This window comes from Fructilactobacillus vespulae, assembly GCF_047324295.1.
Taxonomy (GTDB): domain Bacteria; phylum Bacillota; class Bacilli; order Lactobacillales; family Lactobacillaceae; genus Fructilactobacillus; species Fructilactobacillus vespulae.
In genome coordinates this window covers 1,180,827-1,195,289 of sequence record NZ_CP137138.1, presented here as the reverse complement: position 1 = coordinate 1,195,289, position 14,463 = coordinate 1,180,827, and the positions used below count along the sequence as shown (strand labels likewise).

The window sequence follows — 14,463 nt, the reverse complement described above, 5'->3', positions numbered from 1 at the left end:
AAGGCAAGTTAGGTTTTGAACCTAATTTACAAACAAAGGAGAGGTTTTAACTTATGAAAAGAACAAAAATCGTAAGTACACTTGGTCCCGCTGCTAATGACGTAGATACAATTGCTACTTTATTAAACTCAGGTGCCAATGTTTTTCGTTTCAACTTTTCACACGGAGATCATGAAGAACACTTATCACGTATCAACATGGTTAAGGAAGCTGAAAAGAAAACTGGTAAAATTGCAGGTGTTCTTCTTGACACTAAAGGTGCAGAAATTAGAACTACTGTTCAACAAGGTGGAGAAATTGAGTTCAAGACAGGTGACCAATTCAGAATTTCAATGGATGGTAGCCTAGAAGGTACTAAAGAAAAAATTGCAGTTTCATATCCAGGTTTATACGATGATGTTAAAGTTGGCGGACAAGTATTATTCGATGATGGTCTAGTTGGATCAAAAGTTATCGAAAAGGACGCTAAGAACCGCGAATTAGTTGCTGAAATCATGAATGATGGAGTATTAGGTTCACGTAAAGGTGTTAACGCACCTGGCGTTTCAATCAACTTGCCTGGTATTACTGAAAAAGATTCTGATGATATTCGTTTTGGTTGTGAACATGGAATTAACTACATTGCTGCTTCTTTCGTTCGTAAACCACAAGATGTCTTAGACATTCGTGCTTTAATTGAAGAAAAGAACATGGCAGATGTTCAAATTTTCCCTAAGATTGAATCACAAGAAGGTATTGACAACTTTGGTGAAATCATCAAAGTTTCAGATGGTTTAATGATTGCTCGTGGTGACATGGGTGTTGAAATTCCACCTGAAAATGTACCTGCTGTTCAAAAACGTCTTATCAAGATTTGTAATGAAGCTGGTAAACCAGTTATCACTGCAACTCAAATGTTAGACTCAATGCAAGAAGAACCTCGTCCAACTCGTGCCGAAGTTTCTGATGTTGCTAATGCTGTTTACGATGGTACTGATGCAACTATGCTATCTGGTGAAAGTGCCCACGGTGACTACCCAGTAGAATCAGTTTCAATGATGGCAAGAATCGACGAAGTTGCTGATGATAACTTTGTTGAATTTGGAACTAAGCGTCCAGAATTTAACGATAGTGATGTTACTGAAGCCCTTGCAGAATCAGTTTCAAGAATTGCTAAAGATATGGATATTAAGACTGTTGTAGTTGCAACTGGTTCAGGTTACACTGCACGTATGATTTCTAAATACCATCCAAATGCAAACATCTTAGCACTTACATTTAACGATCGTGTACGTCGTGGTTTAACTGTAAACTACGCTGTTAACCCAATTTTAGTTAACAAACCAGAATCATCAGATGAAATGATTAATCTTGCTATGGCTAAAGCAGTAGAAACTGGTCTAGCTAAAGAAGGCGAAGAAATCATTGTAACTACTGGTGTTCCTTTAGGTGACGAAGGTACTACTAACACTATTCGTGTTCAAATGATTGGTACTAAACTTGCCCAAGGTCAAGGTATCGGCGATCAAACTGTTATTGGTAAAGCTGTAACTGCTGAAGATGCTAAATCAGCTAATGATAATTCTGTTGATGGTAGTGTTTTAGTTGTTAAAGATACTAACAAAGATTACCTACCAGCAATGAAGAAAGCTAGCGCAATCGTTGTTGAAAACGGTGGTTTAACTTCATACGCAGCTGTTGTTGGAATTTCACTAAACATTCCAGTTATCGTTGCTGCTACTGATGCTACTAAGAACATTAAAGATGGTCAACTTCTTACTGTTGATGCTCGTCGTGGTATCGTTTACGAAGGTAACCAAAGCAAAAATGCTTAATTAACTTTATTTAAATAGTTAAATAAAAAGATTATTGAATTGTCTAATTTAATAATCTTTTTTTTATTGCTATAATGGATATTGACTAAGTAATTATTAGAGAGCGATTGGTGTATAAAATGAATACTGATAACGGAAATATCATTAGTGGAAAAGTTATTGATGAAAATGAAAAAGAATACTTCATCCAAAAAGATGGAATTACTTATTCACTAAATAAAAATGAATTAAAAAAGCCTTTGAAGTTGGGTGGTAATTTTAAAGGGTTCGCTTATGAAAACGAAAAGCATGTTAATCGAATTACACGAAACATTCCAGATGTTAGTATCGATAGTTATTCATGGGGAAAAGTAGTTGGTAAAAAGTTTGGCCTAGGAATTTTCATTGATATTGGATTAAAAGATAAAGACATTGTCCTTTCTGTCGACGACTTACCTGATATGAAAAATTTATGGCCTGATGTTGGCGATGAACTATTAGTTTCAATGAAGACAGACAACAAAGGTCGTTTATGGGCACAAAGAGCTGATGATAAAATCTATAAGGCGATTTCTCAACCAGCTGCAAACCCTAAGTTGAAAAACAAAGATGTAAATGCTTGGGTGATTAATACTAAAAAAATGGGTACCCAAGTTTTAACTGACCATTATAATCTTGGTTTTATCGATCGTTCTGAGCAAGAACAAGAACCTCGATTAGGACAAAAAATTAATGCACGGGTCATTGGTATTCGCCCTAATAAAACTTTTTATCTCTCAATGAGACCAAGAGCGTTCGAATCAATTAGCGACGATGCTCAAATGATAAAAAAAATCTTAGAGATGAATGCCGATCATCATCTAAACTTTAATGATAAAAGTGATCCACAAGCAATCAAAGATTATTTTGGAATTAGCAAAGGACAATTTAAAAGAGCCATCGGAAATCTATTGAAAAATAAAATTATCAAGATTGAAGATGACGGGATTAAGTTACTTAATTAGGAATATTATGGATAATCAAATTGAAGACTATTTACATTTTTTGCTTGTTGAACGGGGATTATCAAACAATTCAATTAAGAGTTACCAGCAAGATTTGAAAAACTTTAAAAACTATTTGGTTACACAAAAAATTGAAAATTTTAAGACAGTTGATCAATTCACCATCTTAAGTTATCTAGAATTTGAAAAAAACATACCTAAGTCGAGAAATTCAATCATTCACTCGGTTTCAAGTTTACGCAAGTTTTATCAATATCTAATGAGATTTAAGTTAATTGAAAACGACCCTATGAGTAGGATTGATTCTCCCAAAAAAGGTAGTCATCTACCAGATGTTTTAACCAGTCAAGAGGTTAATCAATTAATGGAAATGCCAAATTTAAAGAGTAAGTTTGGAATCCGAGATCGTGCAATTATCGAAGTTTTATATGCGACTGGGTTACGGGTTTCAGAATTAATCAATTTAAAATTAGGAGATCTTCATTTAGAAATGAATCTAATTCAGACAATTGGTAAAGGAAACAAGGAACGTATTGTTCCAATTGATGAAGTGGCGATTGATTGGCTAAGTAAATATTTAAACGAAATTCGGCCATTATTTTTAAAGGGTAAACAATCAAAATTTATTTTTTTAAATGGTCATGGAGGCCAATTGAGTCGACAAAGTGTTTGGAAAAAAATTAGAGCATATGTTTTAGCAGCAAAAATTGTTAAAAACGTTACTCCACATACGTTGCGCCATACTTTTGCGACCAACCTTTTAGAAAATGGTGCTGATTTAAGAACTGTTCAAGAACTGCTCGGTCATTCAGACATTTCTACAACTCAAATTTACACACACGTTTCTCATGAACATTTGAAGAAAGAATATCAAAAATATCATCCGAGAGCTTAATTAAGGAGAATTTAGATGCTTTATAAATATCAAACTGATTATGAAAAGGTTGTTTTAGGAATTCTTTCCCTTTCTAACAGTCATAATAATATTGAATTTTTAAAACAGGAAATTGATTGGTATAATTCTGCCAATAATCGAATTTTATATGTTTGGAAAGATGAGTTTAATAATTGGGCTGGAGTATTGGGAGTAGAAGAAAAGAATAATTACGTACTTATTAGAAGAGTCACGTTAACTCCTGATGTTAATACAGTATTCAATATTTTTAGAGTATTAGATAATCTAAACCAAATCTATTCTAATGATCAAATAATTGGTACATTAGAAACCAGAGATATTATAGGTAAGTGGGAACGAAATAATGAACAACAACGAAATAAAAATTCATATAAATGATTTCGAAGGTCCATTAGAATTGTTACTACATTTAATAAAACAATCTAAAATGGATATTTATGATATCAATATTAAAGATATTACCAGTCAATACGTTAATGTGATTAATAAAATGAAAGAATTAAATATTGACGTGGCTGGAGAATTTTTTGTTTTAGCTGCAAACTTAATGAAAATTAAGTCACAACTATTATTATCTGAAGAAACAGAAGAGGAATTAGAGGAAGATCCAAGAGAGGATTTAGTATCACAGTTATTGGAATATAAACAATTTAAAAAAGCTTCTTTCAAACTCCAAGAAAAAGAAAAACAAAGAAACGAATTTCATTCCAAAAAAATTGAAATTAATGATAGTAGTCTAAAACTTAGTGAGAATGAATTTCAAATTAAACTGTTAAAAGAAGCTTGGACCAAAATTCTGCAAAGAAACCGATTACAAAAATCTTTAACCGTCGAGAACATTAAAGACTGGAAATTTGATATTCCAAAGCAATCTGATTTAATAAAAGAGAAATTAGCAGCAAGTCCTAATAAACAACTAAAATTTACTAGTCTTTTCTCTGTTTCCAGTGATTTAGAAGAACTAGTGACCGATTTTTTGGCAATATTAAAGCTGGTTAAAGATCAAAGTATTGAAGTTATCCAAGCTGGCATTAATAATGAAATTATAATTAAAGGTGTTTAAATAATGTTAATTAATCAAATTGAAGCATTAATATACGTTTCTGGTAATCAAGGAATTACACTTCAAGAATTAGAAAAATATACTAGCGCTTCAAAAGCAGCTATTAGAGAAAACATTTTGAAATTACAGCATAACTATGAAACTTCAGCATTATGTATTTTAGAAAATGGAAATTATTTTCAAATGGCAACGAAAGAAAATTATGATAATTTAGTAGGAAGTTATTTGAAGAGCGACAAAAGCATGCTTAGTCAAGCAGCATTAGAAACATTAACAATCATTGCTTATAAGCAGCCAACTACAAGAATCAAAGTAGATGAAATTCGAGGAATTAATAGCTCTGTTTCGATTAATAAACTACTTAGTTTAGACTTAGTAAAAGTTAACGGGAAACTAGACGAAGTTGGGACTCCAAATCTCTATGTAACAACAGATCAATTTTTACGCGCGTTTGGATTGAAAAGCATTAAAGATTTACCGGAAATGGACGAAAATAATTTAAACAATCAAGAGGAAATGTTTCATCGTCAACTTGATTTATTAGGGGATTAAAAAATGAGTGAAAGATTACAAAAGGTAATGGCCCATGCTGGAGTTGCATCCAGAAGAGCTTGTGAAAAATTAATAGAAGCAGGACACGTTCGAGTTAATGGTAGTGTAGTTACAAATTTAGGAACTAAAGTTGATGAAACAGATAGAATCGAAGTTGATCATACTTTAATTAATCAAGAAGAACCAGTTTATTTTATTTTAAACAAACCTAAAGGAGTCATTACTTCTGTTGAAGATGAAAAAAAAAGAAAAACAGTTTTAGATTTTTTCAAACATAAAGTTAATGAGCGAATCTATCCAGTTGGAAGATTGGATTATGATACAAGTGGTGCACTTCTTTTAACTAATGACGGAAAATTAGATTATTTGTTAACTCATCCCAAATTTGAAATTGATAAAACTTATGTTGCAAAAGTAGAAGGAATTCCCAGTGAATCTGAGTTAGATAAATTAAGAAAAGGAATTCGTTTAGAAAAGAACGTTAAAAGTGCACCAGCAGACGTTAAGTTATTAAAGAAGGTTGGTGAAAATGAACAAGATGGTTTGATTGAATTGACAATTCATGAAGGTAAAAACCATGAAGTTAAGAAAATGCTTCAAGCAATTAATCATCCGGTTCATAAACTTAAACGGATTAGTTTTGCAAACTTAAATGTCGATGGATTAGAAGTAGGGAAATGGCGTCCGTTAAGAAAACGAGAAATTAGAGATTTGTTTGAACTACAAAACCAAGAAAATGGAAAAAATAATTAATAAACCTAAATATAATGTTCAAAGCCAGTTGCTTCTTCTACTGCTAGATAAGCAGCAACCCAGAAGAGTTAAATTACTGATAAATTTACTAAAGGGAAAACGCACTGTAGCAACTCTATATTGGTCTCTCAGATATGATTTGTTAGGCTTTTTAGGTGCTGGAAAATATTTTAGAGTTACTAATTTAAGCTTTAAAGAATTGATTAATTTAGGATTAATTGTTAAAACGACAGACGGAAATTCTTATTTTTTAACCAGTAAAGGGGCTGCAGAAAAAAACATACTGCTTAAGCAAATTAAAGAATATCCTTGGCAATTAAATCTGCAGAAGTTTAATCTAAATAAATTCAAAGAACGTTTACTTTTATTGATTCAAGTTATTTCTGAAAAAGATCATAACGAAAGAAAGTATTATCCGATTAATGTTTCTGAAAGTGAAAAGTTTTTTGTGAAAAATATTTTAAGAAATCTGTCCAATGATTCTCTTTTAAAGTTTAAATCGCAACTATCTTTGTTTCTAAAAAAGATTAATAATGCAAAAATTGCAGATATTGTAGCCAATGAATTTGTCGGATTTGACAACAATGGCTACACAATTGAACAAATTTCTGCAGAATTAAATTTGAACGAAATAGTTACCAAAATTTATGAGTGCTATGGTTTTGGATTGTTAGCTGAATCATTTTCTCAAGAATCCGATTTAAATTTCCTCACTTTTGGATTAAAGAATCACTTAGTTAGTGAAAGTAGCGCTAAAACATTTAATTATTTTTTAAAAGTTAAAGATCCTGTGTTAGTTAGTCAAAAAAGAAATTTAAAATTATCAACAATTTACGAACATTTGTTAGAGATTGCAATATTTTTACCAGTTACAAAATTTCCATATCAATATTTCTTTGATTACCAACTAATTAATAAAGTTACTGAATCAATGGATGCAAATATTGATAATTGGGATTATGATCAATTGGAAAGTTCACTCAAAAACAAAGTTCCTTTTTATAAATTTAGACTTATAGAAATCTATCAAACCAAATCAAAAGATGGAATGGATAAATGATGGTAAATGCTCAAGATCTGCTAAAAAGTAAATTTGGATTTAATAGTTTTAAACTGGGTCAAGCAGAAGCAATTAAATCCTTGCACGAAAATCAAAATACAATGGCAATCTTACCAACTGGTGCTGGAAAAAGTTTGATTTATCAACTATACGGATATCAGACCCAAAAACCAGTCATCATTATTTCGCCCCTGTTATCATTAATGGAAGACCAAGTAGACAGAATTCACTATCAAGGCGAAAAAAGAGTAGTAGCTTTAAATTCAAATTATGATCGCCAACATAAACAAAAAATATTAAATAATCTCAATCATTTTAGATATATTTTCATCTCACCCGAAATGATTTTACAACCAGAAGTTATTTCTAAATTGGTTAATATTGACGTTGGCTTATTTGTTATTGATGAGGCCCATTGTATTTCAAAATGGGGAATCGATTTTCGCCCCGAATATCTTTCGTTAAAAATAATCATACAAAGATTACAAAATCCGAAGGTTCTAATGTTAACTGCCACTGCATCAATTAAGGTTCAAGACGATATTATTAATAAGCTTAATTTAAAATCCGTTAATAAAATCGTTAAATCAGTTAATCGTTCCAATATTTTTTTAGGACTTCAAAAAACTGCTAATGATTTAGACAAACAGGAATATTTAATTTCAGCAATTACACAAATGGTTGGACCTGGAATAATCTATTTTTCAAGTAAAAGAGTTGCAAACTTAATTGCTGATATGATTAATACTTCTACGGATTTAAGAGCAGCAGCATATCACTCTGACCTTAGCAAAGAAGATCGTTTTAAAATCCAGCATCAATTTATGGATGACAATCTTCAAATTGTTTGTGCCACTAATGCTTTTGGAATGGGAATTGATAAAAACAACATCAAATTTGTCATTCACTATCATATGCCACAAGACATTGAATCTTATGTGCAAGAAATTGGAAGAGCGGGAAGAGATGGATCTAAAGCAATTGCAATTTTAATGTACTCACCTGGCGATGAATATATTGCCAAAAATTTGATAGAACAATCAATCCCTAATACAGAGGATCTTTTTAATTATCAAACTAATCAAAGGGCATTAATACCCGATAATATCAAAGAACTTTTAGATTATTATCACCAAAATCATTATTCAAGTAATGATATTGTGACTATTTTTGAACAAGAGCTAAAACAGAAACAAAACGAGTTAGATAAATTATTAAAATATATTTTTTGTAATGATTGCCGCAGAAAAGCACTACTAAAAAATTTTGATGAGCAATATAATAATCATGATGAAAATTGTTGTAACCAAAATGATGAGCCAATTAATCTATCTAATTTTAAAGGTAATGAAGATTTTAAAATAAAGTCTTTAAAATCATGGCAAGATATAATGTCTGGATTATTTAACTAGTTTAAAATGATATAATAAGATTAAAATCAAATTGGAGGAATTTTATAATGGACGATAATAATAAAAAACCTTGGGAGAAATCTTTTGACAGCGATCAAAAAGTAAATGTTTCTGAAAATGATGATGCTAATCCTACTCTTTCAAGAATGCAAATAAGAAAACAGAAGGGTAACTTTAAGTTAATACTAGCTATTTTAATATCAATTGTTGCGTTAATTGCAATTTTTTCGTTAGCATTTGGAATTTCTAATCAAAATTCGATTAAAGATACAACCAAAACTACTACTACTAAGTCTAAAAATAGTACAAACGAAAAAAAGAACAATAACAAACAGGAACAGAAGAAAGATAATACTGCTGATGATAAAACCAAAGAAGGCAACAAAGATAGTCAAGCAGATAACAATGGTCAAACCCAGACTAATAATTCCCAAACTGATAATAATCAAACAGTATCTACACCTGCAACCAGTAATGTAAGTACATCAACTGGAACAACCACCCAAACAGCAAATACACAATCTAATGCAAATAGTCAAACTAACGCTACACAAACCACTACTCCCCAATATGTAACGGTTAATAGCAATGAAGGTTTTTATAAAATTGCAAGTAATGCTGGAATTACAATTCAACAATTACAAAACTTGAATGGTTTGAATGCCAATTCCGTAATTAACCCCGGTCAAAGATTACGAGTTAAATAAAAAATAAGGAATGAATAGATAATGTGTAAACGAGAACTACAAATTGCAATTGATGGACCAGCATCAGCCGGTAAAAGTACTGTAGCTAAAATTGTTGCGAAGGATTTTAACTATATCTATGTAGATACTGGAGCAATGTATCGCACAATTACTTTAAAAGCACTAAAAAATCAAATAGATTTAAATAATGAGAAAGAAATTCAAATTTTATTAAAAAATACTAAAATTTCTTTCAAGCCTGGAGATCCAGTACAAAAGGTTTATTTGGATAACGAAGAAGTAACCGAAGAAATCAGATCAGAAAATGTTACAAACAATGTCTCAACCATTGCTGCTTTACCGGTTGTTCGCGAAGAGTTAGTAAAAAGACAACAAGAACTAGCCACTAATGGTGGAATTGTGATGGACGGAAGAGATATCGGTACCACCGTTTTACCACAAGCTGAGGTTAAAATATTCTTAATCGCTAGTGTGGAAGAAAGAGCAGAACGACGCTACAAAGAAAATATTAAAAAAGGGATGAATGTTTCTCTTGAAAAATTAAAAGATGAAATTGAAGTTCGAGATTACAAAGATTCACATCGAAAAGTATCACCTCTAAAAAAGGCTGATGATGCAATCGAAATTGATACAACCGGTCTTTCAATTGACGGTGTCGTAGATAAAATTAAACAAATCGTTTCAGAAAAAGAGCGGTAAAAATAAAAATAACAGAATCTACTTATAATTTACTGGTATTTTATCTTTATATAAGGTAGAATATCATTAGAGTAGTTTCAAGGAGGAAATGTTTGATGAGTGAAAATGAAAACAAACAATTATTAGATGCACTTGATAATATTAAAGAAGTCAGTGTTGGTGATGTTGTTAATGGTGAAATTTTAGCCGTTGATAATGATAAACAATTAATGGTAGGTATCGAAGGTGCCGGTGTTGAAGGAGTAATCCCTCGTAAAGAAATTTCTGCCGTACCTGAAGACAATGCAACTGCTAAGTACAGTGTTGGTGACGAAGTTAAAGTTGTTGTTGTTTCAAAAATTGGTGATGATAAAGAAGGTGGAAGTTACTTACTTTCAATCCGTCGTCTAGAAGCACTTAAGATTTGGGATGAAATTAAGGCTAAAGCTGATAAAGACGAAACAATTAACGTTAAAGTTATCCGTCCAGTTAAGGGTGGTTTAGTAGTTAACGCTGATGGTGTTCGTGGATTTATCCCAGCTTCAATGATTACTGATCACTTTGTAAATGATTTAAATCAATACAAAGGTGCTGAATTAGAAGTTAAGATTATCGAAGTGCTACCTGAAGATAATCGTCTAATTCTTTCACACCGTGCTATTGCTGAAAAAGATCGTAAGGCTGCTAGAGAAGAAATTATGGGTAACCTTAACGTTGGTGATGTTGTTGAAGGAAAAGTTGCTCGTTTAACTAACTTCGGTGCATTCATTGATCTTGGTGGAATTGATGGACTTGTTCATGTTTCAGAAATTTCATACGACCACGTAAGCAAACCTGGTGATATTCTTAAGGTTGGTGAAGAAGTTAAGGTTAAAGTTCTTTCAATTGAAAGCGATCGTGACCGTATTTCACTATCAATCAAACAATTACAACCTGGTCCTTGGGATGATATTGAAGAAAAAGCAGCTGTTGGTACTGTATTAGATGGTACTGTAAAACGTCTTGTTGATTTTGGTGCATTTGTTGAAGTATTCCCTGGTGTTGAAGGATTAGTTCACATTTCACAAATTTCTCATAAGCACATTGATAAGCCAAGTGATATTCTTAAATCTGGTCAAAGTATTCAAGTTAAAGTACTTTCAGTTGATCCAGATGAACATCGTTTAGCATTATCAATCAAAGCCTTAGAAGAAGCTCCAAAAGAGGAAAATAAGAAGGCTCCTAAAAACAATGTTGATGACAATTCAACAGTAAATGCTCCTGAAGAAGAAAATGGTTTTACTTTAGGTGATATTTTAGGTAAAAAAATTGATGACAATTCAGAAGAATAGTTTTTAATAAAAAATCCTTCATTTATTTGAAGGGTTTTTTATTTTGAAATTGAGGTGAAAATATGGCACAACCCACTGTAGCAATTGTAGGAAGACCAAACGTTGGTAAGTCAACGATTTTTAATCGAATTGCTGGTGAAAGAATATCAATTGTTGAAGATACTCCTGGTGTAACTAGAGATAGAATTTACGCTCACGGTGAATGGCTAGGATACAATTTCAATTTAATTGATACTGGTGGAATTGAGGTATCAGATCAACCATTTATTAAACAAATTACGGCGCAAGCGGAAGTTGCAATCGATGAAGCCGATGTAATCATTTTTATGGTAAATGGAAAACAAGGAATAACTGATGCTGATGAAAGAGTTGCACAATTATTGTATAAATCAAATACTCCAGTTGTTCTTGCAGTCAATAAAATTGATAATTTTGAAAGTCGTGCTGACATTTACGACTTCTATTCATTAGGTTTTGGCGATCCATATCCAATTTCTGGTGCTCACGGATTAGGATTAGGTGATTTACTTGATGAAGTAATCAAAAACTTTGCGGAAAAACCAGAAGAATTGGATGACGGTAGTATTAAATTTAGTCTAATTGGTCGTCCGAACGTTGGTAAATCATCATTAGTTAATTCTTTTTTAGGTGATGATCGTGTAATTGTTTCTGACGTTGCGGGAACAACTAGAGACGCCATTGATTCTAAGTTTAATTTTGATAATCAAGAATATACAATTGTTGATACTGCGGGTATTAGAAAACGTGGTAAAGTATATGAAAAAACGGAAAAATATAGTGTTATGAGAGCCATGAAGGCCATTGATGAAAGTGATGTCGTATTGGTCGTCCTTAACGCCGAAGAAGGTATTAGAGAGCAAGATAAACGGGTTGCTGGATATGCACACGAAGCTGGTCGTGGTGTAATTATTGTTGTAAACAAATGGGATGCTTTGAAAAAAGATAATCATTCACAACAACAGTTTGAAGCGGCAATTAGAGCTGAATTTCAATATTTAGCTTATGCACCAATTATTTTTGTTTCTGCTAAAACTAAACAACGGGTAAATCAATTACCAACCCTCATTAAAAGAGTAGATGAAAATCATAAGAAGAGAATTTCATCATCTAGCTTAAATGAGGTTATATTGGATGCAGTTGCAATGACTCCAACACCTACAATTAAGACAAGAAAGCTTAGAATCTACTATGCAACTCAAGTCGCTGTTCAACCACCAGCAATTGTGGTCTTTGTAAATGACCCAGAACTTCTACATTTTTCATATAGAAGATATTTAGAAAATCAAATTAGAAAGAATTTTGATTTTACTGGGACACCAATTCATTTAATTCCAAGAAGCAGAAAGTAAATCAATAAATATTTAATAATGGATTTCACGTAAATGGCGTTGCATTAGTGTTTTTGGTGTGATATCTTTAAATACGTAATAGTGTTATCACTATTTAGATAACTCTACTATTGAATAATAGGGAGCTATAAACAATCGTATTATTCAGGAGGTGAAACACTCATGGCCAACAAAGCAGAATTAGTAGATGATGTTGCAAAATCAACTGGTCTTACTAAAAAGGATGCAACTGCAGCTTTAGATGCTGTATTTGATGTAATCCAAGAACAACTTGCTAAAGGTGAACGTGTTCAATTAATCGGTTTCGGTAGTTTTGAAGTGCGCGAACGTGCCGCACGTAAGGGACGTAACCCTCAAACCGGTAAAGAAATTGAAATTCCTGCAAGTAAGGTACCTGCCTTTAAACCTGGTAAAGCTTTAAAGGACGCTGTTAAATAATCTTTATTTAGTAGCCAGAACCGGTTCGCATGAGCGAGCTGGTTTTTTTGTTGGAGGAGATATAATATAATGAATAATTCAGAAAAAGCATTAAACGCAATTCAAGATAACAATCTTGAAAGCTACCAAGAATATTTTAAAAAGGCATTGCTTGAAGATAGTGATGATTTATTATTCTCATTAGCCGAGGAAGTATATTCATTAGGATTTTCAGATGATGCATTAAAAATATATAAACAACTATTAAAAAAATATCCTAACGAAGATGAATTGAGAACTTATATTGCTGACATACTCATTTCAAACGATGAAAATGATGAAGCTTTAATTTATCTTAATGAGATCAAACCAGATTCAGAGTTTTACATTAACTCACTATTAGTTGAAGCAGATCTTTATCAAACTCAAGATTTATTTATTGTGAGTGAAAATAAACTAACTGAAGCAATTGAATTAGCTCCTAATGAACCAATTATTAAATTTGCCTTAGCTGAACTTTATTACTCTGAGGGTAAATATGAAAACGCAATTTCTCTTTATCTCGACTTAATTAAAACTGGTGAAATCTCAATTTCAAACGTTAATTTGGTGGAAAGATTAGGGGTTTCATATGCTCATGTTGGTAATTTTGAGCACGCAATTGGTTATTTAGAACAAATTAAACAAATTGATATGACACCGTCAGTTTTATTTGAAACGGCCTTCACTTATTTACAATTGAATCGTTTAGATGAATCAATTAAAACTTTTGAAAACTTAAGAGATACTGATCCACAATATGCTTCTCTATATGTTTATTTAGGAGAAGCCTACGTTAAAAACAACGATAATGAATCTGCCCTTAAAGTTTATCAAGAAGGACTCAGTCAAGATGAGTTTAACGTCTCACTATATTTAAAGGCCGCTGATGCTGCTATACATCTAAATAAACTAGATCTAGCTCAACAGTATCTAATCAAAGGAAATGAAGTTAATCCAGATAACCTTGAAATCGTGGTTAAATTATCAGATATCTATATTAAAAATGAGGAATATGAAGCTGATATAGACTTCTTGACTCCATATTTAAAGGATAATAGCTTAGTTCCACAAGTATATTGGGATCTAGCAATTGCATATAATAATCTCGATGATGTCAAAAACGCACAAATTAATTATCAAAAAGCTTATTCTGATTTAAACAATGATCCAGTTTTCCTTAAGGAGTATATCTTCTTTTTACGAGAACAAGGACAGCTTAACGATGTAATTAAACTCCTAAAGGAATATATTACATTAGTTCCTGAAGATGCTGAAATGGTTTATATGTTGCAAGATTTAGAGGATTAAATCTTAAATGTACAAATACAACCCAAGTTTGAGGAATATCATACTTGGGTTTTTAAT

At 31.9% G+C, this 14,463-nt stretch carries 15 protein-coding genes; all 15 read left to right on the top strand.

Annotated elements, in window-relative coordinates; all coding sequences use genetic code 11:
- Positions 1-53 precede the first annotated feature (53 nt).
- Positions 54-1,814 carry a pyruvate kinase gene (gene pyk, locus R4B61_RS05975; RefSeq protein WP_413627352.1) on the top strand — a complete coding sequence of 587 codons (1,761 nt, stop codon included), beginning with the start codon at positions 54-56 and terminating at the stop codon, positions 1,812-1,814.
- Between the two features lie 119 nt (positions 1,815-1,933).
- Positions 1,934-2,797 carry a S1 RNA-binding domain-containing protein gene (locus tag R4B61_RS05970; protein ID WP_413627351.1) on the top strand — a complete coding sequence of 288 codons (864 nt, stop codon included), beginning with the start codon at positions 1,934-1,936 and terminating at the stop codon, positions 2,795-2,797.
- A gap of 7 nt (positions 2,798-2,804) precedes the next feature.
- Entirely contained in the window at positions 2,805-3,692 is an 888-nt protein-coding gene (gene xerD, locus R4B61_RS05965) for a site-specific tyrosine recombinase XerD (protein WP_413627350.1), read from the top strand.
- A gap of 15 nt (positions 3,693-3,707) precedes the next feature.
- Positions 3,708-4,091: a riboflavin biosynthesis protein RibT gene (locus tag R4B61_RS05960; RefSeq protein ID WP_413627349.1), complete on the top strand. Its 384-nt coding sequence runs from the start codon at positions 3,708-3,710 to the stop codon at positions 4,089-4,091.
- Positions 4,057-4,776, top strand: a complete 720-nt coding sequence (locus R4B61_RS05955) for a segregation and condensation protein A (RefSeq protein WP_413627348.1) — start codon at positions 4,057-4,059, stop codon at positions 4,774-4,776. The genes R4B61_RS05960 and R4B61_RS05955 overlap by 35 nt, the downstream gene beginning before the upstream one ends.
- 3 nt (positions 4,777-4,779) lie before the next feature.
- Positions 4,780-5,328: an SMC-Scp complex subunit ScpB gene (gene scpB, locus R4B61_RS05950; RefSeq protein WP_413627347.1), complete on the top strand. Its 549-nt coding sequence runs from the start codon at positions 4,780-4,782 to the stop codon at positions 5,326-5,328.
- Between the two features lie 3 nt (positions 5,329-5,331).
- Positions 5,332-6,081 (top strand): pseudouridine synthase, encoded by a 750-nt coding sequence (locus tag R4B61_RS05945; protein WP_413627346.1) that lies wholly within the window; start codon positions 5,332-5,334, stop codon positions 6,079-6,081.
- Positions 6,065-7,141 (top strand): helix-turn-helix domain-containing protein, encoded by a 1,077-nt coding sequence (locus R4B61_RS05940; protein WP_413627345.1) that lies wholly within the window; start codon positions 6,065-6,067, stop codon positions 7,139-7,141. Before R4B61_RS05945 ends, R4B61_RS05940 begins: the two co-directional genes overlap by 17 nt.
- Positions 7,138-8,553, top strand: coding sequence for a RecQ family ATP-dependent DNA helicase (locus R4B61_RS05935; RefSeq protein ID WP_413627344.1), 1,416 nt, complete (start codon positions 7,138-7,140; stop codon positions 8,551-8,553). The genes R4B61_RS05940 and R4B61_RS05935 overlap by 4 nt, the downstream gene beginning before the upstream one ends.
- A gap of 47 nt (positions 8,554-8,600) precedes the next feature.
- Positions 8,601-9,260 carry a LysM peptidoglycan-binding domain-containing protein gene (locus R4B61_RS05930; protein WP_413627343.1) on the top strand — a complete coding sequence of 220 codons (660 nt, stop codon included), beginning with the start codon at positions 8,601-8,603 and terminating at the stop codon, positions 9,258-9,260.
- 21 nt (positions 9,261-9,281) lie between these two features.
- Positions 9,282-9,959, top strand: a complete 678-nt coding sequence (gene cmk / locus R4B61_RS05925; protein ID WP_413627342.1) for a (d)CMP kinase — start codon at positions 9,282-9,284, stop codon at positions 9,957-9,959.
- 95 nt (positions 9,960-10,054) lie between these two features.
- On the top strand, positions 10,055-11,269 hold the full coding sequence (rpsA, locus tag R4B61_RS05920; RefSeq protein ID WP_413627341.1) for a 30S ribosomal protein S1: 1,215 nt from the start codon (positions 10,055-10,057) through the stop codon (positions 11,267-11,269).
- A gap of 62 nt (positions 11,270-11,331) precedes the next feature.
- Positions 11,332-12,639 carry a ribosome biogenesis GTPase Der gene (gene der / locus R4B61_RS05915; RefSeq protein WP_413627340.1) on the top strand — a complete coding sequence of 436 codons (1,308 nt, stop codon included), beginning with the start codon at positions 11,332-11,334 and terminating at the stop codon, positions 12,637-12,639.
- Positions 12,640-12,801: 162 nt separating this feature from the next.
- Positions 12,802-13,077 (top strand): HU family DNA-binding protein, encoded by a 276-nt coding sequence (locus R4B61_RS05910; RefSeq protein WP_413627339.1) that lies wholly within the window; start codon positions 12,802-12,804, stop codon positions 13,075-13,077.
- 69 nt (positions 13,078-13,146) lie between these two features.
- Entirely contained in the window at positions 13,147-14,406 is a 1,260-nt protein-coding gene (locus R4B61_RS05905) for a tetratricopeptide repeat protein (protein ID WP_413627338.1), read from the top strand.
- Positions 14,407-14,463 lie beyond the last annotated feature (57 nt).

Excerpts from the sequence above, each read along its gene's own strand:
- pyk (WP_413627352.1), top strand. The coding sequence starts at position 54 with ATGAAAAGAACAAAAATCGTAAGTACACTTGGTCCCGCTGCTAATGAC.
- R4B61_RS05970 (WP_413627351.1), top strand. The coding sequence starts at position 1,934 with ATGAATACTGATAACGGAAATATCATTAGTGGAAAAGTTATTGATGAA.
- xerD (WP_413627350.1), top strand. The coding sequence starts at position 2,805 with ATGGATAATCAAATTGAAGACTATTTACATTTTTTGCTTGTTGAACGG.
- R4B61_RS05960 (WP_413627349.1), top strand. The coding sequence starts at position 3,708 with ATGCTTTATAAATATCAAACTGATTATGAAAAGGTTGTTTTAGGAATT.
- R4B61_RS05955 (WP_413627348.1), top strand. The coding sequence starts at position 4,057 with ATGAACAACAACGAAATAAAAATTCATATAAATGATTTCGAAGGTCCA.
- scpB (WP_413627347.1), top strand. The coding sequence starts at position 4,780 with ATGTTAATTAATCAAATTGAAGCATTAATATACGTTTCTGGTAATCAA.
- R4B61_RS05945 (WP_413627346.1), top strand. The coding sequence starts at position 5,332 with ATGAGTGAAAGATTACAAAAGGTAATGGCCCATGCTGGAGTTGCATCC.
- R4B61_RS05940 (WP_413627345.1), top strand. The coding sequence starts at position 6,065 with ATGGAAAAAATAATTAATAAACCTAAATATAATGTTCAAAGCCAGTTG.
- R4B61_RS05935 (WP_413627344.1), top strand. The coding sequence starts at position 7,138 with ATGATGGTAAATGCTCAAGATCTGCTAAAAAGTAAATTTGGATTTAAT.
- R4B61_RS05930 (WP_413627343.1), top strand. The coding sequence starts at position 8,601 with ATGGACGATAATAATAAAAAACCTTGGGAGAAATCTTTTGACAGCGAT.
- cmk (WP_413627342.1), top strand. The coding sequence starts at position 9,282 with ATGTGTAAACGAGAACTACAAATTGCAATTGATGGACCAGCATCAGCC.
- rpsA (WP_413627341.1), top strand. The coding sequence starts at position 10,055 with ATGAGTGAAAATGAAAACAAACAATTATTAGATGCACTTGATAATATT.
- der (WP_413627340.1), top strand. The coding sequence starts at position 11,332 with ATGGCACAACCCACTGTAGCAATTGTAGGAAGACCAAACGTTGGTAAG.
- R4B61_RS05910 (WP_413627339.1), top strand. The coding sequence starts at position 12,802 with ATGGCCAACAAAGCAGAATTAGTAGATGATGTTGCAAAATCAACTGGT.
- R4B61_RS05905 (WP_413627338.1), top strand. The coding sequence starts at position 13,147 with ATGAATAATTCAGAAAAAGCATTAAACGCAATTCAAGATAACAATCTT.